General features: G+C 37.1%; 23 protein-coding genes. 18 read left to right on the top strand and 5 right to left on the bottom strand.

Annotation, left to right across the window (positions count from 1 at the left end; genetic code table 11):
- Window positions 1–79: 79 nt before the first annotated feature.
- From ABE65_RS12375 to ABE65_RS12340, 8 genes are all read left to right on the top strand, one after another.
- Window positions 80–658 carry a hypothetical protein gene (locus tag ABE65_RS12375; protein WP_231887801.1) on the top strand — a complete coding sequence of 193 codons (579 nt, stop codon included), beginning with the start codon at window positions 80–82 and terminating at the stop codon, window positions 656–658.
- 152 nt (window positions 659–810) lie between these two features.
- Entirely contained in the window at window positions 811–1425 is a 615-nt protein-coding gene (locus ABE65_RS12370) for an undecaprenyl-diphosphatase (protein WP_066395321.1), read from the top strand.
- A 540-nt stretch (window positions 1426–1965) separates the two neighbouring features.
- Window positions 1966–3759 carry a Xaa-Pro dipeptidyl-peptidase gene (locus tag ABE65_RS12365; protein ID WP_066395316.1) on the top strand — a complete coding sequence of 598 codons (1794 nt, stop codon included), beginning with the start codon at window positions 1966–1968 and terminating at the stop codon, window positions 3757–3759.
- A gap of 303 nt (window positions 3760–4062) precedes the next feature.
- Window positions 4063–4866, top strand: coding sequence for a DNA-formamidopyrimidine glycosylase (mutM, locus tag ABE65_RS12360; protein ID WP_066395313.1), 804 nt, complete (start codon window positions 4063–4065; stop codon window positions 4864–4866).
- 78 nt (window positions 4867–4944) lie between these two features.
- Window positions 4945–5178, top strand: a complete 234-nt coding sequence (locus ABE65_RS12355) for a hypothetical protein (protein ID WP_066395312.1) — start codon at window positions 4945–4947, stop codon at window positions 5176–5178.
- Between the two features lie 204 nt (window positions 5179–5382).
- The gene (locus ABE65_RS12350) at window positions 5383–5613 is read left to right on the top strand and encodes a FeoA family protein (protein ID WP_066395311.1); all 231 of its coding nucleotides are present in this window, start codon (window positions 5383–5385) and stop codon (window positions 5611–5613) included.
- The gene (feoB, locus tag ABE65_RS12345; RefSeq protein ID WP_066395309.1) at window positions 5607–7610 is read left to right on the top strand and encodes a ferrous iron transport protein B; all 2004 of its coding nucleotides are present in this window, start codon (window positions 5607–5609) and stop codon (window positions 7608–7610) included. The genes ABE65_RS12350 and feoB overlap by 7 nt, the downstream gene beginning before the upstream one ends.
- Before the next feature lie 21 nt (window positions 7611–7631).
- Window positions 7632–7778, top strand: coding sequence for a FeoB-associated Cys-rich membrane protein (locus ABE65_RS12340; protein WP_066395307.1), 147 nt, complete (start codon window positions 7632–7634; stop codon window positions 7776–7778).
- A 51-nt stretch (window positions 7779–7829) separates the two neighbouring features.
- On the opposite strand, the gene ABE65_RS12335 is transcribed toward ABE65_RS12340, so the two are convergent.
- On the bottom strand, window positions 7830–8024 hold the full coding sequence (locus tag ABE65_RS12335) for a hypothetical protein (protein WP_066395305.1): 195 nt from the start codon (window positions 8022–8024) through the stop codon (window positions 7830–7832).
- 356 nt (window positions 8025–8380) lie between these two features.
- On the opposite strand from ABE65_RS12335, the gene ABE65_RS12330 reads away from it, so the two are divergent.
- The gene (locus ABE65_RS12330; RefSeq protein WP_066395302.1) at window positions 8381–9220 is read left to right on the top strand and encodes an alpha/beta fold hydrolase; all 840 of its coding nucleotides are present in this window, start codon (window positions 8381–8383) and stop codon (window positions 9218–9220) included.
- Between the two features lie 36 nt (window positions 9221–9256).
- On the opposite strand, the gene ABE65_RS12325 is transcribed toward ABE65_RS12330, so the two are convergent.
- Complete coding sequence (locus tag ABE65_RS12325; RefSeq protein WP_066395299.1) at window positions 9257–9934, bottom strand: GIY-YIG nuclease family protein; 678 nt, start codon at window positions 9932–9934, stop codon at window positions 9257–9259.
- A 491-nt stretch (window positions 9935–10425) separates the two neighbouring features.
- On the opposite strand from ABE65_RS12325, the gene ABE65_RS12320 reads away from it, so the two are divergent.
- The 4 genes from ABE65_RS12320 to dcm all read left to right on the top strand — a co-directional run bounded on the left by ABE65_RS12320 (window position 10426) and on the right by dcm (window position 15889).
- Window positions 10426–12384, top strand: coding sequence for an McrB family protein (locus ABE65_RS12320; protein WP_197480300.1), 1959 nt, complete (start codon window positions 10426–10428; stop codon window positions 12382–12384).
- A complete protein-coding gene (locus ABE65_RS12315; RefSeq protein ID WP_066395296.1) occupies window positions 12359–13834 on the top strand; it encodes a DUF2357 domain-containing protein in 1476 nt (491 codons plus the stop codon). The genes ABE65_RS12320 and ABE65_RS12315 overlap by 26 nt, the downstream gene beginning before the upstream one ends.
- Before the next feature lie 10 nt (window positions 13835–13844).
- Window positions 13845–14381, top strand: coding sequence for a hypothetical protein (locus ABE65_RS12310; protein ID WP_066400124.1), 537 nt, complete (start codon window positions 13845–13847; stop codon window positions 14379–14381).
- 236 nt (window positions 14382–14617) lie between these two features.
- Window positions 14618–15889, top strand: coding sequence for a DNA (cytosine-5-)-methyltransferase (gene dcm, locus ABE65_RS12305; RefSeq protein ID WP_066395295.1), 1272 nt, complete (start codon window positions 14618–14620; stop codon window positions 15887–15889).
- Here dcm and ABE65_RS12300 read toward each other — a convergent pair.
- Window positions 15881–17245, bottom strand: a complete 1365-nt coding sequence (locus ABE65_RS12300; protein WP_082861418.1) for a Sau3AI family type II restriction endonuclease — start codon at window positions 17243–17245, stop codon at window positions 15881–15883. The two genes, dcm and ABE65_RS12300, sit on opposite strands and share 9 nt — an antisense overlap.
- An 89-nt stretch (window positions 17246–17334) precedes the next feature.
- Between ABE65_RS12300 and ABE65_RS12295 the strand changes: the two genes are divergently transcribed.
- The 3 genes from ABE65_RS12295 (at window position 17335) to ABE65_RS12285 (ending at window position 19552) form a co-directional block, all read left to right on the top strand.
- Complete coding sequence (locus ABE65_RS12295) at window positions 17335–17979, top strand: HhH-GPD family protein (protein WP_066395293.1); 645 nt, start codon at window positions 17335–17337, stop codon at window positions 17977–17979.
- Between the two features lie 209 nt (window positions 17980–18188).
- Window positions 18189–18509 (top strand): nucleoside triphosphate pyrophosphohydrolase, encoded by a 321-nt coding sequence (locus ABE65_RS12290; RefSeq protein ID WP_066395290.1) that lies wholly within the window; start codon window positions 18189–18191, stop codon window positions 18507–18509.
- 32 nt (window positions 18510–18541) lie between these two features.
- A complete protein-coding gene (locus ABE65_RS12285) occupies window positions 18542–19552 on the top strand; it encodes an HNH endonuclease (RefSeq protein ID WP_082861417.1) in 1011 nt (336 codons plus the stop codon).
- Window positions 19553–19866: 314 nt separating this feature from the next.
- Here the strand turns inward: ABE65_RS12285 and ABE65_RS12280 are convergent, their stop codons facing one another.
- Together ABE65_RS12280 and ABE65_RS12275 are read right to left on the bottom strand one after the other, a co-directional pair.
- Entirely contained in the window at window positions 19867–20193 is a 327-nt protein-coding gene (locus ABE65_RS12280; protein ID WP_066400118.1) for an ArsR/SmtB family transcription factor, read from the bottom strand.
- A 6-nt stretch (window positions 20194–20199) separates the two neighbouring features.
- Window positions 20200–20625: an SRPBCC family protein gene (locus tag ABE65_RS12275; protein ID WP_066395288.1), complete on the bottom strand. Its 426-nt coding sequence runs from the start codon at window positions 20623–20625 to the stop codon at window positions 20200–20202.
- A gap of 249 nt (window positions 20626–20874) precedes the next feature.
- Between ABE65_RS12275 and ABE65_RS12270 the strand changes: the two genes are divergently transcribed.
- Together ABE65_RS12270 and ABE65_RS12265 are read left to right on the top strand one after the other, a co-directional pair.
- On the top strand, window positions 20875–21369 hold the full coding sequence (locus ABE65_RS12270) for a plastocyanin/azurin family copper-binding protein (RefSeq protein WP_082861416.1): 495 nt from the start codon (window positions 20875–20877) through the stop codon (window positions 21367–21369).
- A gap of 296 nt (window positions 21370–21665) precedes the next feature.
- The gene (locus ABE65_RS12265) at window positions 21666–22496 is read left to right on the top strand and encodes a nucleotidyltransferase domain-containing protein (protein WP_066395286.1); all 831 of its coding nucleotides are present in this window, start codon (window positions 21666–21668) and stop codon (window positions 22494–22496) included.
- Window position 22497 lies beyond the last annotated feature (1 nt).

The raw sequence follows: 22497 nt of genomic DNA, 5'->3' as shown, positions 1-22497 counted from the left end.
AAATAACGCAATTTGGTTTGAGCAAATACCAGATAATCTTCAGGCTTCCTTAAACTTAAAGGAAGATAATTTAAATGAGATGCAGCTTGAAAACATTGAGTATTTAACTCTTTGGCACTATAAAAAGAATAAGGTAGGCAGCTTTGTGGAGATTCCTGAAAATGTCCTTTATCTAGAATTAAACTGGTCCAATATACAAGATTTCCTTGGGATTGAAAAAATGAAAAAATTAAAGCGTTTAGAATTACATTATTGTACTAAATTACAAAACGATAATGGTTTGTCTGGATTAACCGATACGCTAGAACATTTACATATTAACCAATCAAAAAAATTTGTACCAAGTGATGAATTATACTCTCTGAAAAATCTAAGGGTTCTATGCCTTAATTCTTGCGGCTTTCTTGAGAATTTAAATTTTTTATATCAATTTCCAAACCTAATTGACTTTAGATTCGTCAATACCAATGTTTTAGACGGTGATCTAACACCAATATTAAATCATCCAACAATCCGAAGTGTAAGCTACTTAAATAAGAGACATTACAATATTAAAGATGATAAGATGTACGCTTTGTTAAACGATAAAAATGGTGGAGAAAGATTTAAACATGTTATCAAGTATGGAAAATATGAGACTTTTAGGTATATCTATTGACGCTATTATTATTCAACAATCGGATGCAATTGGAGATAATGACATTCTTACAATATTGTCACATTGAACCAAAAATTGTAAGCTGAAGCGATGGGAGCTATCCAAGTTCTTTTTTATGATTAAATGAAAAAAGAACTTGGTGGTGAATGGGTTTGAATTTCTCAGAAGTTAATACAGGCTTATTTAGATTAGTAAATGATTTAGGAAAAGAGCACGAACAATTAAATATAATCTTCACCTTTCTTGCAGAATATATGGTGTTTTTCCTTGCACTCAGTGTTCTCTGTATTTGGTTTACACGGAATAAGGAAAGCCGAATAATGATATTCTGTGCAACAATTACTTTTACTTGTGCTTTTATATTAGGGAAGGTTTCAGGGCTATTTCATTCGAATTATCAGCCTTTTGTAGAATTATCTGATGTAAACAAGTTAATCTTGAAAGAAAAAGATAATTCCTTTCCAAGCGATCACACTATCCTGTTTTTCTCCTATTGTTTTTCTTTTTGGCTCTTCAAAAGAGGATTGTGGATATTTTGGATACTGTTAGCAGTACTTGTAGGCTTATCTCGAATTTGGGTAGGAGTACACTATCCTTTTGATGTTATAGCTGGGATGATTTTAAGCTTTGCAGCTGCCCTTAGCGTCTATTTAATAGTGCCTAGACTCAATGGAACAATAAAGATATTAAATTTATATGAAAAGTACGAAGGCAAACTGATTCAGCCATTTAAAAAGACAAAGGGTAGCAAGACAAGAAATTATTAAACTCAACAATCGGGTGCGTTGATCCAGGAAGGATTAGCGCACTTTTTTATTAAACTTATTGAAGAAACGAGCAGGATTGTGGAATAAGGGAAGATATTACTCTATTACAGAGGTCAGGTTTTGTCCAAGCCTCTATTTACATCTCTTTTGATGTTCTGAATTTCCTTAATTCTGTATTACATAGGTCAGGAATTCATTGGCTTTTTTCTCAGGTACCGAAGTCATGAAACTAACAACGATGAAAAGAAAGGAGAATACAACTATACCCCAAATACCTGATGCCAGCCCCAAAGGTTAAAAGCCCCCCTTCCATTCTGCAGAATTCAAAATCACATGAAAATAAACAGATGTAAAGACATCTATAAAGACATCTTAAAATTTTTAAGAAGGACTATGTACCCAATCTTCGCTTTTCATGGAAATATAAACCATTACTTTGGTTGTGTCTTATTACATTCGGAAGGGTCATACAAATTTTTCATAGAATAATAGACAGGTAGTGAAGCAGTGAACTTTTATAATCATGGAGGCGAATGGCAATTGAAGACAAAGCGCAGTTTGCTCGTAAGCTCAGTTCTTACCGTTTCTTTGCTGCTGGGTGCAGGTCCATTACCCATAACGGCGGAGGAAAACAACTTTCAGAACATCTTAGTCAAAAATGGCATGACCCAGCCTGTCTATTCGTTTGGAGAAGCGATTACTGAGACTGTCTATGTTGAGGTGCCGCTTGATAGTGATGCTGACGGCAAGCTGGACCGAGTGCATGCCGATATCATCCGGCCAAAGGAAACGGAAGAAGGCTTAAAAGTACCTGTCATCTATGAAATGAGTCCTTATCGCTCGGGAATAAAAAACGTTCCCGTTTATGATGTGGATCATGAGTTGAATACGGTCAAAGGAAAAGGGAAAAGCACTCAAGTACAGTCACCGAAAGCAGCAGACCTGCCGGGATATTATGATAATTATTTTGTTCCACGGGGCTACGCTGTAGTTTTAGCTGAAAGTATTGGGACAGGCGATTCTACCGGCTGCCCGACAACGGGAGATTACCGGGAAATCCTTGGGACGAAGGCGGTTATTGACTGGCTGAACGGAAGAACAAAGGCGTATGATGCACAAGGAAACGAGATCAAAGCAGATTGGACAACGGGGAACGTTGGTATGGTAGGGGTTTCTTACAACGGAACATTACCGAATGCGGTTGCCGGTACTGGCGTGGAAGGACTGAAGACGATTGTGCCAATTGCCGCGATCTCCAGTTGGTATGATTATTACCGCAGCAACGGGGCAGTTACGGCTCCCGGCGGTTATCAGGGGGAAGACACAGACAACATGGCCGAGGCCATTTTAACAAGAGAAAATCCGGAAGTGTGCGCCCCTGTCATTGAAGAGCTAACAGACGGGCAGGACCGTGAAAACGGAGATTATAATGCCTTCTGGGAAGCGCGTGACTATACGAAAAATGCCGATAAAGTCGAAGCAAGTGTCCTGATGGTGCATGGACTCAACGACTGGAATGTAAAAACACAGCAATTTGCTCAGTGGTGGGAGGTTCTCGGTAAAAAGGATGTGCCAAGAAAACTCTGGCTACACCAGGGCGGTCATTCCAGTCCGTATGGTTTCAGAAGAGACGTTTGGCTCGAGACCCTCAATAAATGGTTTGATCATTGGCTGTACAATATTGAAAATGATGTCATGGAACAGCCGGTGGTAGATATCCAGCGGGAAGACCGAACATGGCACACCGAATCAAACTGGCCGGCAACCGATGCATTGGACACGAAGCTGCATCTGAACCCGGGGCAAAGGGGGGGAACAATCAGTCTCGACCGTTATGAAGGAAAAAAAGAAACGCAGACCATTGTCGATGATGCAATGAAAAAGGCGGAAAGCCTTGTGGTGAATCCATCTGAACAAAACGAAAACAGACTTGCCTATGTAACGGGTGAACTGAAAAAACCGCTGCGCATGAGCGGAACACCAGAAGTCAGCATCCGGGCGTCCTTAAGTAAGCCAGTGGCCAACCTGACAGCACTTCTCGTTGATTACGGCCCAGATAATCAGGCGAAAATCGTAACGAGAGGCTGGACTGACCCACAAAATCTGAAGTCCGATTTACGATCCAAATCGCTCACTCCAGGAAAAGAGTACACCTTCACTTGGACGATGCAGCCAGACGATTACGTATTTGAGAGTGGACACAAGCTCGGCATCGTGCTTATCTCCAGCGATTACGATTATTCCATAAGACCAAAAGCAGGAACCATCATCACGATGGATCCTAAAAAAAGCAATGTGATTCTGCCAATTGTGGGTGGAGAAGGTGCGTTTTAAAAGAAAATAACTAGCGGGCTCAATTGATTTGATAGACATCAAATTTGAGCCAGCTTTTTTTGCGTATTTTTGGCTCTAAGACGGTCTATTCAAAAATCGGGTGCGATTACGGAATAAAGCTTTGTGCAATTGCAATCAATAACTGCGATTTGCAGTGCTTTTTCGTTTGCTAATTTATTTGCGATTCTCTAAGTACTCCAAAAGAAAACACGTTAGTCATATTGATAAGCTATTTTTTTTACATAATTTATCCAACCCATTCAATACTAACAAGAGAGACCAGAATCGAAGGAGTTGGAACCATTGCCTGAGTTACCAGAGATGGAAACGTATCGTGAGTTCTTGAATCATAATATCTTACATAAGCCGATTACGCATGTAGAGATCAACAGAGAGAAGTCCATTAACACAGGGGTTCAAACCTTTATTGATGCGGTACAAGGATCAAATATCACCTTCGTTAAAAGAAGAGCAAAACATCTGATCTTTGAGCTAAGTTCAGGACAGTATCTATTGCTTCATTTGATGCTTGGAGGACTGATGTTTCTTGGAACTTCAAAAAACAGTCCAGATCGAACCAAACAAATTATTTTGTCGTTTGGAGAGCTGCAACTTAACTTTATTGGTCTTCGCCTTGGATATTTACATCTACTGAATCAAACGGAACTAGATGAAAAGCTCAGCGATCTTGGTCCAGAACCATTTGAATTGCAGAGGGATGAGTTTTTAGAAAGGTTAGAACGAAAAAAAGGGGCACTCAAACCATTGTTAGTCGATCAATCCTTTATTGCTGGAATCGGAAACTGCTATTCCGATGAAATATGCTTTCAAGCAAGGCTTCATCCTTTACGAAAAGCGAGCGACCTTTCTGATGAGGAGAAAAACCATTTGTATGATAGCTTCAAACCTGTTCTTTCAAGAGCCATACAATTTGGTGGGTATATGGATTTTCCGATGTACGAAGGTAATAAGCAGACAGGAAAGTATAACGAGAATACATATGTTTATGAGCGAGAAGGTGAGAACTGTCCGAGATGTGGAGGGACGATTGAGAGAGTGGATCATTCTTCACATAAGTCGTTTTATTGTCCGAACTGCCAGAAGTAAATATGTCGAAGAGCAGGATTGTTTAGGATGAGTCGAGAATACAACTACTGAAACAAAAGGAATAGAGGTAGTATTCAATTGTTATTCATACGAATTATTTTGTATTCTTTCGTCATATCAATCATGCTCTTTTTAACAACGATCGTTCTACCTGATTATTTGGGCTTTAATGAACGAATTTCAAGATGGATTTTTATTATCACTGTTTTTGTGATTTTCTTAATCTTTAAAGAGAAATGGTGGATTAAGGTCATTTCTGCTTTTTTAGGATTACTCTTTTTTATCGTTTATATTGTACTATTTGTTCCATAACTTAATTTCTTTAATAAGCCATTTACCCGTTCAGCGCTGCATCTTGCAGCGCTTTTTCTGTGTTGAATTATGTATGAAAAAAACTATAGCAACTTTATAGTTAATCTTGTAAAATAAACTTAATTGATAGTGGTTATCATTCTCTTTTAGATATGTTAGGATGATAGTGAGAAAGATGCTTATGATCCATAGGGGGATACAACAATGTTATTAACTCAGTTAAATAAAGGCGAAAGAGCTACAATCATTGATTTATCATTAGTAAACGAAAGCGTAAGAAGACGCTTATTGGACTTAGGCATCTCGGAAGGTTCGCAAGTATGCTTGCAATGCAAACTTCCATTCAAAGGGCCATGCATGGTTGAGAACTGCGGCCAATCACTAGGAATCAGACTACAAGACGCATCTTACATAAAGGTTGAGAAAAAATGCTAAACATTGCTTTAATCGGTAATCCGAATACAGGAAAGACTTCACTTTTCAACAACCTGACAGGGACTTATCAGTATGTGGGGAACTGGAGCGGTGTAACCGTTGAGAAGAAGGTAGGAATCATCAAGAACAAAAAAGGGAATCTGATCGATCTGCCGGGTGTGTATTCACTTAGCCCGTTATCAAAAGATGAAGCGGTCGTTTCTAATTTCTTTGTGACTGAAACGTTTGATGGCATGATTAATATCGTGGACGCGTCACAGATTGAGCGTAACCTGTTGCTCACACTTCAACTGTTAGAGTTCGAGAAGCCGGTTATTATCGGACTGAACATGACAGACGTGGCAAAGCGTCGTGGAATCACGGTCAATGAACAGAAGTTATCAGAGAAATTAGGGGTACCGGTCGTTCCGGTCATCGCGCGTTCGGGTAAAGGAACGGCTACCATTAATGATCTACTAACTGATGATTTAAAAGTGGATGCATCATTCACGTTGAACTATGGACCAATCATTGAAGAGAGCATTAATCAAATCATTCATCTACTTCCAGCAAACCTTTCGATTCCAAAGCGTTGGACAGCGATTCAGCTGTTAGAAGGAAATGCGGAAGTGAAAAAATATATAGAGTCGTTTGGGGCTAGTGCAGGAATCGATTCCATCATTCAAGCGACAAACACGCGAATTGGGGACGAAACAGCAGCAGCTAACACATCGAAGTGGATTTACTCCATGCGTAAAGCGTTCATTGAAGAGTTGATTCAAACATCTGTTGTACAAGAAGAGTCTGAGAACAAGTCACTTACGGACAAGATTGATAAGATCGCGACGCATCCGTTTCTAGGGATTCCGATCTTTCTAGCCACGATGTTCTTGATGTTCAAGCTCACGTTTGATTGGCTCGGCATTCCGTTATCGGACATTTTGGATGGCTTCATTTCTGGGTCACTAACGACGTGGCTTACGAACGGCCTGAATACCGTTCGTGCATCTGATTTTATTAAAGCGGTTGTGCTCGACGGAATTGTTGCTGGAGTCGGCGGCGTTCTTGTGTTCGTACCGCAGATCTTTATTCTGTTTCTCTTAATCTCGTTCTTAGAAGACTCTGGCTACATGGCTCGCGCGGCACTCGTGATGGACCGTACGATGGAGATGGTCGGTCTGAACGGAAAAGCGTTCATTCCGATGATCATCGGTTTCGGCTGCAACGTGCCAGGTGTCATGGCAGCAAGAACGATTGAAACACCAAGAGAACGACTGTTAACGATTCTCTTAACACCGCTCATGTCTTGTTCCGCAAGACTTCCGGTATACGCGCTCTTCGTTGGCGCGTTCTTTGCGAAATATCAAGCGCTTGTCGTGTTCTCACTCTATGTACTTGGAATCGTCGTGGCACTTACACTCGCGAAAATCTTCTCTTCTACGATTCTAAAAGGAGAGTTCTCGATGTTCGTTGTCGAGCTGCCACCGTACCGTATGCCTCAAGGAAAGGCGTTACTACGTAGTACGTGGGACAAAGGAAAAGGTTTCATCAAAAAAGCAGGAACGTTTATCTTTGGTGGATCTGTACTGATCTGGCTGTTGTCGTATTCAGGACCAGCAGGATTCGATGTACCGATGGATGACAGTTTCCTTGCGATGATCGGTAACGTGTTAGCGCCGATTTTAGCGCCACTCGGATTTGGTACATGGCAAGCGGGAGCATCTCTTATCACTGGATTCCTTGCTAAAGAAGTCGTCGTTTCTGCGATGAACATCATCTACCACGTGCCGAACGCTGACTCGTTGCAAGGGTTACTGTCTAATGAATTCTCAGCGCTATCCGCGTTCAGCTTCATGGTATTCGTGTTGTTGTACGTACCGTGTCTAGCGACGGTTGCGACGATTCGAAAAGAAGCAGGATCTGCAAAATGGACACGGTTCTCTGTCGGCTATGCGCTCGTGATCGCGTACGTATTGTCACTCGTCATCTATCAAGGCGGGAAACTTTTAGGATACTAACAAGAGAGGGAGGACGAACTTATGATCTTCAATATTGTCTTCGGGGCTCTTATATTTGGATATGCAGGCTGGGCCGTTTTTCGTCACATCAAAAAAAGCAAGCAAGGGAAATGTGCCGCTTGCTCACTCGCAAAAAACTGTGAAACGAAATGCGATTCCGTTTCTTAATAGAAAAGGACAGGTTAGAAGTTATGATGACTTCCGACCTGTCCTTTTTCATTACAGTTGTTCCTTCGCTTTTGCCTCTTGCATCATTTTATACACATACAACGCACCGTAACCCCCTGCTAAACCAAGTGGGAGGATGATGAAAGGTGCAAAGTTCTTCGTGTGCCATCCTAATAAAAAGAATATCCCATAAATGATGACCATCGACATGATGCTAAACGCTAACCGGATAAAATAAGCTTTCAAACAAAACGCTCCTTCAATTCTTCATCTTTCACTTACTTACACTCAATGTTTTTTAGTGGCCCTATAACGATACACATACCACCCTAACCATCCACCAAATATTATAGAAGGTACTATGATCAGGTTTGAACGTTCACCGTCATATAAATCAAACATTACTAGAATTCCATACGTAACAAAGCCAGTCAATACTCCAAATAACAATCGAATCAAATAGTTCTTCAGGAGATAGCCCTCCCCGTCATTTTCTTTTTTCCATTTTAACACAACACGGTTATGATATTCGTTTATATCCGAAATAGAAGGAATTTCTTCAATGACAGAGAACCCCCTTTATAGAGAAGGAGTGTTGAAATATGTCGTATTGCCAAGTACAGAAAGCGAACATCTATTATGAAGAATACGGAAGTGGAACACCGATTGTGATGATTCACGGGTTCTCACCTGATCACCGGTTGATGAAAGGCTGCATGGAACCGATCTTTCAAGATAGGGATGATTACAGACGCATCTATATCGACTTGCCAGGAATGGGGCAGACGAAAGACTATGAAACCATTCAAAACTCAGATGAGATGCTGGAAGCAGTCATTCAGTTCATTGATACGTTATTACCAGACCAATCGTTCTTACTGGCAGGTCAATCATATGGTGGTTATATGATGAGAGGTATCATCGCGAAAATGCCAGAGCGAGTACTAGGTGCAGCATTCATTTGTCCGATGATCCTACCCAACCACAGTGAAAGAACATTGCCAGAACAAACAAACATAGAAGTGGATCATGAATTCTTAACTACACTAACAAAAGAACAGAGAGAAGATTTCAAAGGAATTCATGTAAAGATAGACGAATACACGTGGAAAAGGTACAGAGAAGAAGTAGTCGTTGGATTGAGAATCGCGGATTCAGCGTTCTTAGAGAAAATTTCAGGAGCTTACGGATACACGTTTAAAATCGACCAAGAAGTGTTTGAGAAACCTTGTGCGTTTATAACTGGGAGGCAAGACCATGTTACGGGTTATAAGGATGTTTATGATTTACTTGATAAATATCCAAGAGCGACGTTTTCTATTTTGGATGTTGCGGGGCATAATTTGCAGATTGAGCAGGGTGAGCTTTTAAATATCCAAATTGGTGACTGGCTGAATCGGGTAAATTTCCATACTAAAGCTCTTAGTAAATGGAATGCGTAAACAAGAAAGGCTGCCAAATTAGGCAGCTTTTCGATATTATATAGTTACTTTTTCTTTTAAAATACCTTCTTTAACTAAATTAACAAGTACTCCTTTATTTTTAAACTTAAAATACATGATTAGGCGATCAAGGTCTTTCTTTGTAAGTTCGGCATCACTTATAACAAGCTCATATTTATCTAATTTAGTTATCATTGATTTGGCGTAATCGATTTGTTTAGGTGTTAAATTTATTTTTTCTGAATTAGATTGACTAGATAACTCTTCCAATGGCTTTGAATGAATAGAAGTAATTATATCATTCGTGTATTTTTGTTCCTTGACCCAAGTGATATCTTCTTGATTTAACTCGAACCATTCTCCTTCAAGTCGTTTATGAAAAAAATGTTTGTGAAATGCCACTTCTGATTGATGATGATTACCAGTTTTAATCAAGTAAATAAGTTCATTCTTAAATGGTAGTTTTACACCAAAGACATTCATGCGTTTTTCTATATGTTTTGTCTTTCCAATTTTAAAGGTTCCGTTCATATGTTCTTGCACAAAATAAACATAACCTGGAGCTTTACCGTCTGGAAATGGTGAATCTATTATTTTTTGAAGTTCATTCTGATTGGGTTGGTAAAGGTAGATTTTCTGAGGAGAAAATACAACATTTTGTATAGGTGTATTATTGCTCTTTTTGTTTAAAAAAGATAAAAACCCTTTTAGCATTGTTTTATTGTCCTTTCCAATAATAGTTAAAAATACGTATATTAGTAGAATAATAAAATTTGGAAAACATTACAAATGATTTATTATATAATGAGGGGAGTAATAAGGTAACAATAGTTAAATGGTTACCTGATAAGGGTACTTGAAGAATGTAAAGTAATTAATTTAGAAAGGAATTGATTATGTTGAATGATACTATTACAAACGTCTTCAATCTTTCAAATTATCAATCAATTTTTAATGATAATGACACTTCGAACAGATGTCGGGATGTATTAGACAGTATACATAATGAGGTAAAACCATTTTTTGAAAAGTTTTGCAGAGAAAATAATTTACTCACTGACAATCGATTTATTATGGATTACTCATATACATTAACAACCACATATCATGATGCTAGAAACCCTAAGTATGCGGAACAAAAAAAGACTTCGAATACTGGTAGGAAATATTACATAGCTCTTAATGAAAAAATCGGAGAACAAGAAGTGAACCTGTTAACACTTGAGTTAAACGGTATTGATCAAAAGATTTATATTTCAATTGACTCAAACTTTTTCCCCATTTGGTATTTGATGAGAATAGATAAATTAATGCCTGCTATTCAACAATCACCAGAAGATCTTTTCATATATTTCCAATCAGAGTGGTTTAAAAAAGAGAAGGTTTCAAGAACAGATTTCAAACCTGTTTTTACTGATTTCAAAAAGCAAAGAAAACGCCCATTCTATCATTTTGGTATAGAACTTCCGTTAGAAGGACAAATCAGCAAAGAGGAATTAGAAAAGAATTTATTAAAGACATGGGAACTCTCAGGTTGTATCAGAGAAAAGCTTATCGAAGAAAAAGATTTGGATAACCAGGGGAATCAACTTTTAGACCTTTTTGCTAACGACCAGAGTAGACAAGACTCAATTCAATTATTAGATCACTCTTACTCCCTTGTTTATGGAGAAGCAGAGAATTATAAACCTAAAGCCAGACGCCAAGCATTTTCTATTTATAATCAAGATCAATTAATAACAAAAGGTTACATTGTTTATTTTGAGATTGATCAAACGATCTCTCCAAATCAAGTTCTTTGTGTAGCTATAGAAGGTCACCAGCACATGTATTCAAATGTTCGAGATCTAGTTTTAAAAGATGAGGTGCAATGGTGGGTTAAGAAATCCTTTACCACTCATCATCTGGATAATAGTGAAGTTACAAGAAAAGCAATGGAACTGCTAAATGATCACGGAATCGAAACAGAAGGCAGTTCTTATTATGTTGGTACTTACAGGAACGAAACAAAATCATTTAATAAAAATATTGGTGTAATCAAAAAGGAATTAGTGACAGCAAGTTTATTATTTGCCTATGTCAGTGAAAAGTTAGAACTTCCAGATACGAATCCATCTACATCTTCTAATAATGTCGATGGGGGAGAACCAGGAGAAACTCCAATTTCAGGGTTCATCAGCAATTTTTCTTTCAAAGACATTTACGAAACAATTGCTAACAGCCAATTCACATTTTCAATAGATATCATCCGTGACTTTCATCTGAACCTTACTGCTCTGGATGACAAGCACTTCGTTATATTAAACGGTATTTCTGGTACAGGTAAAACGCAGCTTTGCCGGTTGTATGCAAATGCTGTTTATGGGCTGGATTATGAGGCGGAAAATCCGTATTTGACAATTATTCCAGTTCGTCCTGATTGGATGGATGCTACAGCACTATTCGGGTATTATAGTTCATTTGAGAAAAAGTATATTATAACAGAATTCCTCCAGGTATTAATCTCAGCTCAAAAGGAACGAGACAAACCTCATTTTATTGTGCTAGACGAGATGAACCTGGCTCGGGTGGAATATTACTTGAGTGATTACTTAAGTGCTGTTGAGTCTCGCAAAGAAATCCTGCTGCATAACCGAGAGGATGTAACGGATATTCCACAAAAGATCAGCATCCCGCCAAACGTGTATGTGTTGGGAACGATTAATGTGGACGAGACGACGCATAGCTTGTCAGATAAAGTTCTTGACCGTGCTTTTTTGATGACACTATCAGATGTTGATTTTGATCATTATTGGTCAACACTTGATCAGTCGGTTAAATCAATGGTCAGTAATGAATATGATATTCTTTGTGACCTTCACTATGATCTAAAATCATTTGACCTTCACTTTGGCTACAGAACGATGAACGAGATGGTTCAGAAACTGGTGAGGAATAAGGAACTGGATGAGGAGTTCAGTCTCGATTCTATGTCTGCATTGGATCGAGTGATCAGTGAGAAAATGCTGCCGAAATTAAGGGGTGACGAGCGGATAGACGACTTGCTTGCAACACTTAAAAACAAATTTGAGGGTCACTTTGGCGAAGAATCTCAATCATATGGTCATATTAAAAGAATGGAAAAGGAGCTGGAACGTTATGGAGCAACCCAGTTCTGGCGTTAAGTTCTACATCAAAAGTCATGAAGAAGGCTGGCTACCACTTGAAGATGCGTATTTAAGAGAAGCAACTTCTTATGAGTGGAAACTGGAAGGTGAGAGTAATCCCGTGATCTTATTTAACGGGATACCTCTTCCGTTCGTTCCAAATGAATCAGAAGTTAGTGGGACACTGCACACACCCTTTCAATCAGGTGAAGCTACTATTGAATTAAGCGGTACATATCTTAAAACTTACATCTACACCGATGAAAGAAAGATGACGACGGAGCACTATGAGATTATGCTGGGAGAGATTCTAGAGGAAGCGGCTGTTTGTTTTGATTATAGCGGTCTGGATAAAGGATTTAATACTAGTGGAAGAGAACGTACGGTGTCATGGACACAATGGTCGTACATTAAAAGAAGCTTTCACGAGTTATCCCTGCTGTTTCAAAAAATCAACAGCCATCCATTATCTGTTCTTAAGCAGGAAAACTTAATAACGAACCGTGAAAAAATCCAGCTGGTACATACATCAACGTCACTATGGCTGGAGAGAAATCACGGCCGGACAGAACTGCTTGTTCCTAAAAAAGTGTGGACGTTAAAACGGCAGGAAACGAACGACCTGTATGAAAACCGTTTAGTAAAAAAGCAGCTTCTTGAACTAAGACATCTTCTTTCCAAATACCGTGATTATGCGGATGGTGTGTTAAAAGAGGAAGCAGAGAAACTAAGAAACAAGGTGTTGTACTGGCTGAATCATTCATTCTTGAATGATATCAAACCTTATAACGGCCAGGTGACCATCACACAACGGTTAAGAAAGCATCCGATCTATCGAAAATGGCATACATGGTTTGAAAAGCTGTATAAGCATCAGAAGTATGAGATTGGATTTGAGTATCACATACCGTTAAAAGATACGTTTCAAGTATATGAAATGTGGTGCTACATGAAGTTAATCAAACAAGCAAGACAGAACGGGGAACTAGCTGATTCATCACAGCTTTATAAAACTACATCAGACGGGATATTTCTCTCGTTAGCGGAAAACAAAGAGAGTACCGTTAAACTAAAAAACGGAGACACCATTGCATTTCAACGGGTTTTTCAGTATCGAAACCCTGAAAATGTTGCAGCTAACACAAAAGCACTTTTTTATACCTTTACCCAAAGGATGATTCCTGACATTGTCATCCAACGAGAGGGAAAATTATTTATCTATGATCCGAAATATCGTGTACCGAATAACATTGGGACAGCATTGGGTGAAATGCACAAGTACAGGGATGGCATTAGAAACATCTTTACGGATGAAATAGTAGTAGAAGAAGTATATATCATGACACCGTTTCAGGAGTCAGGAGAAGAACTCAGATATTATGCTGATCAATTTCATCAAAGGTACAAGATGGGAGCAGTAAAAATGATGCCTGGAGTAACCGAAGAACATGATAGGAACTCAATTTAGGAGCGCAGAGATGAATATAAAAAAAGATATAATTTTATACACACTACCTGATACTATACGTGGTAGAAGTATTCACACAAATATAATCCCTACAGTATGTAATCTTAAGAACATGCTTAAAAAGCTTTCAACAGTGAATGGAGATTATTATCAATTAAAACAGTGGGAAAAAAGAAGTTATCAATCTTACCATATTAATAACATTAAAGATAAATTGTTAACTATTTCTGATGAAGAAGTTATTCAGTTGCTTAAATCTCATATTCTTAGTTTCCACCCAAAGGAACTGGGTGCAAGTTGTGTGGACATTTACTTGATTGCATATGTTGCTGAGAATTATGGTCCAGGTAAAAATATCTTTTTAGATTACATAAAGAGCAGTGGAATTTCCGAAAAAGATAATACAGCCCAAGCCATTTGGCAAGTTGGTAAGGGTGATGGTATTTACCTAGGTTTACTAAATGAAGATGGAACAGTGATGGATTGGAGCTTTTTTACAACATGGATTAATGGTAATAATGATAATTCAGAAACACTTGTCTATTAGATAAGTGTTTCTGATATTTAGTTAAATGAATTATATGAAAATAAAATTTAGAAATTCATAATTTGCGAAAAATGATAATTTCAAATGGTAGAATCAATCTTTGGAGAAAACTAACTATTCTGTCTGAGCATCTTTTTCCACTACTGATTGGTGTAATAGTTTATAATATACCTTGGTCTAAAGTAGAAAATAGGTTATTATAAAAGAAAGAATTACCGAAAGGATGTTCGTATTATATGTTAAACGTAATCGAACTTTTCGCAGGTGTTGGAGGATTCCGGATAGGGTTAGAACGAACTGGTCATTTTCAAGTCGTTTGGGGAAACCAGTGGGAGCCATCGAAAAAAGCACAAGATGCGTTTGTTTGTTATTCAACCAATTTTAAAGATAATGGTATACATTCTAATGAAGATATTTCAACTGTGAAATCAGAGTACCTTCCTAATGCAGAAGTTTTGGTAGGTGGATTTCCTTGTCAGGATTATTCAGTAGCAAGGTCGTTGAGTGGGGAAAAAGGTATACAAGGAAAAAAAGGTGTTTTGTTCTGGGAGATAATGCGTCTAATATCAGAACGACAGCAGCTAGGAAGAAAGCCTAAGTATGTATTATTAGAAAACGTTGATAGGCTACTTAAATCTCCTTCAAAACAACGCGGAAGAGATTTTGGTATCATGCTTGCTGCATTTCATAATGCTGGGTATGATGTCGAATGGCGAGTAATTAATGCTGCAGACTATGGTCTATCTCAAAGAAGAAGAAGAGTATTCATATTTGCATACGACAGATCATTAAAGTATGCAAAACAACTTAGTAAAATCTCAAATCCAAAGATATTAGAACAAGATGGATTCTTTGCAACTAAATTCCCTGTAACCATGGAGTTTTTAAATACAAAGAAAATTACTGAAGGCAATCTAGATGAAGACCTAGTAAATATCTCGGATGAGTTCAAAGGAAACTTTTATAATTCAGGTATCATGAAAGATGGAGAATTTATTTCAATGGAATTAACGCCATTAAAATCAGCTCCTATCCCGCTATCGGACATACTTGAAGAAGAGGTTGATGAGAAATATTATTTGACAGAGATGGCGAAAGAAAAGTTTATCTATTTAAAAGGCTCAAAAAAAGTAGAAAGAACCTCTACTACAGGTCATAAATATATCTTCTCTGAAGGTGGAATGTCTCTACCGGAAAATATGGATTTACCTGGTAGAACGATGCTAACAAGTGAAGGTACAACTAATCGTAGTACTCATGTAGTACCTGATAAAAAGACAGGAAGATGGAGATACCTGACTCCCGTCGAGTGTGAGAGATTGAACGGTTTTCCTGACAACTGGACAAACACTGGCATGTCAGAGAGAATGCGTTATTTCTGTATGGGTAATGCTCTAGTGGTAGACCTTATAACACTAATGGGTGAAAGAATCCATGAAATCGAAATCCAAGAACCTCAAATTGAAAAGAGCAAAGAAAAACAAGAAGAACAGATTACTTTATTTTAGTAATCTGTTCTTTACTTTATAAGAATTATTAAAGATAACTTCTTTTACGTAACTATTATTTAACCAAAAGGATTTTTTAACCAGATTCTCACCGTAATGGGTAGGATATGTATCTGAACTATTTGCTGCATGAGGTCGCACGTGTGATACTCTATTCTCAGATGAACCGGGTAGTTTATGTGCTTGTTCATCTAAGATTCTTTTAATAGTTTCTTCCCAAACCCATCGGACTTCATTCTCTAAATCTTCTTCTGGAATCGTCCAGAAGAAAGCATCGACGAATTCATAATCCTCATCTGCAGTTTCAAGATAAACAACAAAAAGATATCTAGTTTCCAAAAACATAAGTCTTAAGGAAGACTCATCCCAATTTTCTTTGATTATTTCTTTGTATTTAAATGAGGGGAATGACATAGATTCCTTTATACTACCGTTTCTTTGTATTCTTATTGTCTTAATCTTCGTACTGGATTTAAGAAATTCTTCAGACTTGTTAAGGTCATTTAGATCATTCCTCAGCATTCTGGCAGCAACTGAATAAGTTTTGGATTTACTTGAAGTCGATATTTCAAACTTCTCACACAAGTCATCTAATTTCATTCCATAGAACGGTCGGAATGCACTTAATATTAACTCATCAAGTGTTTTTTCTTGAAGTTGTTCAGTAGTTACAATTGATTTATAGGTTTTTTTCTTATTTAATATATATTTATTCAGAATAAATGTCATATACGAAGACTTTAAAGAAAAAGCACGTTGTTTAGCCATGATAGATGAAAAGGGTTGGGATCTTACGCTTCCTTTATTTGCACCTTTTGTACATGCGCTTAAATATAACGTATCTCTTTCAGAGAGTTCATGTGCTTTACCATCTTTGATTTTATTGATGATAGTTTCCCAATCTTGTTTGATGATTTCTAGATCTTTTTCAGGAAACTCAAATAATTGTGCATGGGTTATTCTGAAGTCGTGACGTTCTAAATCCTCTTCAAATAGATAAAATACCAGTAAAATCAGTTTGTTCTTTTTCCAGAAAGCACTTGTCTCAAATGTATTGTTAGACTCGTTCATATAATTAATAATGTTTAACACTAAACGTTCTTTAGCTGAAAAGGTTTTATTCTTGTTCTTCTTATAAGGTGTTACCTTTAACTCAACCCCAGCTTCAGGAAAGTCTGCTTCACTAATGGAGTTTGGTTTGTATCCAAAATAATGCTCCTCAATTAAAGTTCCAATTCCACCTTTTAACTTAGTCCTTTCCAGTACCTCAGTAGGTAGAATTTCATAAAATGCTTTATTTTCCATCAACTTAGCATGTTGTTCTATTGATTCAGGTGATGTATTGTCATACAACAAAATCTTCACTCCTTTAAGGAATAGTGTTTTTTATCAGCTCATTCGGGAAAGAAAGTAAATATTACTTCTTTAACAAGGAGCAGGCATAAATGGAAATAAAATATAGTGACATACTCTATTTTAGAAGAAAGTTACTTAAATGGGGGAAAGAAAATAAATTTAATTTTGTTTGGCGTAATGTTGATAACTTGTGGCATGCGCTAGTAGCGGAAATTATGTTGCAGAGGACAAGGTCAGATGTTGTAGAACCTGAGTTCATAAAATTTATCAATGAATATCCAACCCCTCATAATTACCTTATAAAAGAACAACCAAAGACATTTAAAAATTTAGGTCTTCCTGGAAGAGAACAAATTATTAAAGATATTGCAGAAGTACTTAAGGATAAGCAAAATTTAAAGGAAAAGAGAGATTTGCTTTCAATAAAAGGTGTAGGTAACTATACAGCTGCTGCTGTTAGGTCGATGTATTTCAATGTAAGAGACACTATAGTGGATGGAAACGTAGTGAGAGTGTACTCAAGGGTCTTTGGATTTAAAAGGAGTCCAAAGCTTTATACTGATAAAAGCTTTTTTGAGTTTGCTGATCGAGTAACACCAAAAAGAAATTCTAGGATATTTAACTATTCTTTATTGGATTTTGGAAGAGAAATTTGTTCTCCGATACCCAAATGCGAAATTTGTCCTTTAAAAAGGAAATGTCATTACTTTAAAAATATTATAAAAGTCAAATAAGTCTTTTCTAATATTATTCTCTTAAAATTATATAAACCTTTTAAAAGAGGTGATATATATTGATTTTGAAAAATCTTTTTCAATTATTATTATGAGAAAGAAACAATTATAAGATGATGGGCTGCCCGGTATAAGTAAAAATGCAAGTAAATTTTTTGTGTAAGATTATTGTACAAATAGTATATGAAAAAAAGTAAAGGGGTGTAGAAATGCCAACATACAACAAACTCGTCCGTGACCGTATTCCAGAAATTATTAAGAGGACAGGTGCTTCCTTTAATACTACTATTCTATCTGAAACTGATTATATTAAAGAGTTAAAGAAAAAATGTTATGAAGAATTAGATGAATATGCAGCGGCTGATAATGACAAAGATGCTGTTGAGGAACTGGCTGATTTGCTTGAATTAATGTACGCACTTGCTAAAGTGCATGGAGTAGATTTTTATGAAATTGAAAAAGTACGACATGAAAAAGCAGAAAAACGCGGAGGATTTCTTAAACGTATCTTTTTAATAGATGCAGATTAATACTGCGGTTTTAAAATCAAAAGAGGAAAGAGATGTTGGCATTGAGCCACAAATTACAAGTAGGTGAAATGACAGTTGAATATCTAACTGACAAGCAAATTTGGGGACACTTCAATTATATCTTTTCTCCAAAATCTAAAAATTCCACAACATATAAATTTGTATTGATTAAGTCAATATTAGAGAATCTTTATAATGTAAATGAAGAGTTAGAATTAACCTATGATATTTTATATACAAGTTTTTCTAAAATATATTGGAATCTTGTTGTACATCATAATTTAAATCAGATTAACATGATCGGAAAGAAAGCAGAGGTACAAAAAATACTTTTAGAAATCAAAGAAAAGTACATGATTCCAAATACTTTTGTGTTTGATAAGCTTTCCAATGACCTACAAATTGAAATCACTACAAAGGTTAAAAAGATGGCTAAGTTGAATGTTATGGGTGCTATATACGGTGATACTGATAATACAATCTATGATTTCGATAATAAGAGAGAATCTATTAAAATCAATCCTAGCTTTTACTCGTTTATGCAACGGTTTCAGAAAGTGCTGACATATTTAACGAACTATCACCTTGCTTTATTTTTAGAAAAGTTCAACCAAAACGGTGATATTACAAATCTTCTAATGAAAGTTGAAAATGTATCTAAAAGATCTTCTTTGAATGAATTCTACATACTTTTATCATCTTTTTACAATGACAAGTGTTTTTATTGTGGTAAAGAAATTAAGAAAAAAGGGTCTATTCATGTTGATCATTTCATTCCATGGAGTTTTGTGCAAACTGATCAATTATGGAACTTGGTCATCTCCTGTAATTCATGTAACTTAGCAAAAAATGATAAATTAGCCGTAGAACAATATTTAGACTCTCTTATAGATCGAAACTTGGATTTAACACAGAATTCATTAGTAAACCAAAGGCTAGATATGAAAGTCTATACAGAAAAGAAATTGATCGAGCTTTATAATTATTCCAAGGAAAATGGGTTTACAGATCTTTGGATACCACATAAGAAATTTCAAATTTAAAAACTGACTTTGAATGGATAAAATTAATAATTCACAATTTTAATTCGCCAACAATATTATATGAAAATCATGCAGTTCATCATATCTGAAGATTCAATGATAACTGATTGATTAAGGCTTAAGGATGAGTCCTTAAGCCTTTTTTTAACAGTAATTACATTAGTGCTTTGATAACTATTTGCTTGGTAAAGTGGAAATTCAAGAAACCTACAGCCATTTGGTCGGTTTCCCGGTAATTCTAGAGAGGATTGAGTTCTACATTGCCAAGATAAAAAACCTTAATTAGCAAGTGTCTCCTTAAGCTTTTTTACGGGTTATTTATTTTCATCCTCAACAAGATGCTTTAACATAGCCAACTTATTACCCCAAAACTTCTCGTAATAAGCTAGCCACTGCTTCACTTCTGTTAAAGGTTCGGGATGCAGCTGATAGATCTTTTCCCGTCCTTCTTTTCTGCCTGAAATGAGTTCAGCCTCCGTTAAAATCTGAAGATGCTTTGTCACGGCTGTTCGGCTCATCTCAAAGTGATGGGCTATCTCTGAAATCGGTCGTTCATTTTCTGCAAGTAGCCTCAATACTTCACGTCTCGTCGGATCTGCAATCGCTTTAAAAACATCGTGCTTTTCTGCTGGTGCTGCCACTCCCACTTAGCCCTCAACGACCTTTTTCAATCTTTCATTCACTATACCAACCCATCCGCCGTTCATGCGATCACGCACACCTTGCGCTTTTTGATTCGCTTTTCCAACGATCGCGTCTTCTTCTTTCCAGCCGCTGTGAATCAGTGTGAACTCTGTCTGATCTCCTTTTTCCTCTAACAGAAACGTAACGACCCAGCCGTCTGTGTCCCATGAAAAGGAAAGCTTATGTGGTTCATCAATCACGAGCACTTTGCACGGTGAAGGACCAAAAGGGGACTGGATGTGAAACTCATGACCCTCTTCTGCTTTAAAGTCATTTGGCATGAACCAAGCTGACATGCCTTCTGATGTCGATACAGAATCCCACACTTTTTGAATCGGTGCGTTAAAAGTTGCGGTTTGTTTAATATCTGGTAGTGTTGACACAAGCATTCATCTCCTAATCTGAATATGTAACCATTTGGTTGTACGTTTAGAATATAACACCTTTTGGTTGCGTGTCAATTCATAATAAGGTACAAACAGTTTATTAATCTTTTTGAAAACAATATATTTGAGATCATCCTAAATTTCTTAATGAGTGAAGAGAATCGTTATTTTGATGATCCATATATCCGTTTCTTCCGTTTGCTTTAAAAAGGAAGATAAATACACGGATTTGTCTTGAGAGGATGATTTCTAATGAAATGGGTAAAGAGGATGACGTTCAAAGCGGGATGTACTTTAATATTTGCGGGTGTACTTTTGACGGGTTGCTCTGCTATGGATACTGAAAAATCAGAAGAGCCGAATAAGGGAGCAAAAGAAGTCACTGAACAACAGAGTAAGCATAGTGATGAACATGGTTCAGAGGATATGATGGAGGAACCTTCTTCAGCGAGTGATCAACAAGCGAGGGAAGTGACGGAAGCTATGCCTTCTCCTTTACTAAAAAAGGGGGAGGAGACTTTGTTTTCTTTTCCGAACGAAGGTGTTTATCTTATACATTGTGACCCGCATCCTGTTATGAAGATGAAAGTAATCGTTCAGACAGACGCTAAACAAACTGATTCAGTATCACTTAACATCAAAGATTACGAATTTAGTGAAAAAGAAATTACGGTTGCGCCGGGTACTTTGATCACATGGAGAAATCAAGATTCCGCTCAGCACAATGTTGCAATTGAAATTGAATAAAAGAAACATGCGTTAACTAGGTGTTAACACATTCAAAACCGCTTTTCCTTGTGAGGCGGTTTTTTATATTACTATTAATTAGGGAAAAGAACATTTAAAATATCGAATATCATGGGTTTGCATTAACTTTATACAACAATTAAGAGTATAGTGGCTAACACCGATATCTCTACCATTGAATTATAACCAGTATACGCAATGCAAATGCAATAACAGGGAAAAGATTACCCATGGGCAACTGGATAAATATGCTAAAATATAGGAATACAATGGTTTCATGAAAGAAGGCTAACGGTATGATCCAAACGCAAACAAGAAATGAACCAAAACGTATACCTGAAGATGTAAAGGAAGTACTGAATGCTTACTTTGAAAAAATAGAGAAGAAGCTGCCCAACAAGTTAGAATCACTTTACCTATTCGGCTCTGTTTCCATTGGAGCTTACCAAGAAGGATTAAGTGACATTGACTTTTACGCGGTTACAAAAGAAAAAATAACACAATCAGATGTAGAAGTTTTAAAAGAGATTCACCATGACATGAAAAAACAGTATCCGAAGCCGAGCTTAGATGGCATGTATCTGACGCGTGAAGATTTAGAGAGTGAGAATAACGGTAATTCTTCTTGTCCGTATTTTAATGAAGGAAAGCTTCAAACATATCGAACTTTTCACCGTAATTGGATCGACGCATACCAACTTCAGACATATGGCATCGTCGTTAAAGGACTGCCGATTGAAACATACAATCTATCTGTAGATTGGACAGAATTGAAATCAAACTTGGTCGAAAACATTAACGGATATTGGCTGAACTGGGTGAATAATTGTGAGCGTTTTCCGTCTCTTCAATATATAGGGTTATACATGTGTGCGAACATGATCGAGTGGGGAGTACTTGGTGTGACACGTCTTTATTATTCGATAAGAGAAGAAGACATCACGTCAAAAGAGGGAGCTGGTGAGTACGCACTCCGAACGGTTCCTGAAGCGTATCATCAAATCATCCAAGAAGCACTGCGCATCCGAAGCGGTAATAAGTTCTCGCGTTACGGCTCGACGAGGAAGAGAAGAAATGATGCACTCAGCTATATGGAGTATATAATAAAAGAATGTAATAACTTGTAAG

Source organism: Fictibacillus phosphorivorans, from assembly GCF_001629705.1.
Classification (GTDB): domain Bacteria; phylum Bacillota; class Bacilli; order Bacillales; family Fictibacillaceae; genus Fictibacillus; species Fictibacillus phosphorivorans_A.
The sequence above is the reverse complement of the archived record's forward strand: the minus strand, read 5'-3'. Positions and strand labels throughout refer to the sequence as shown.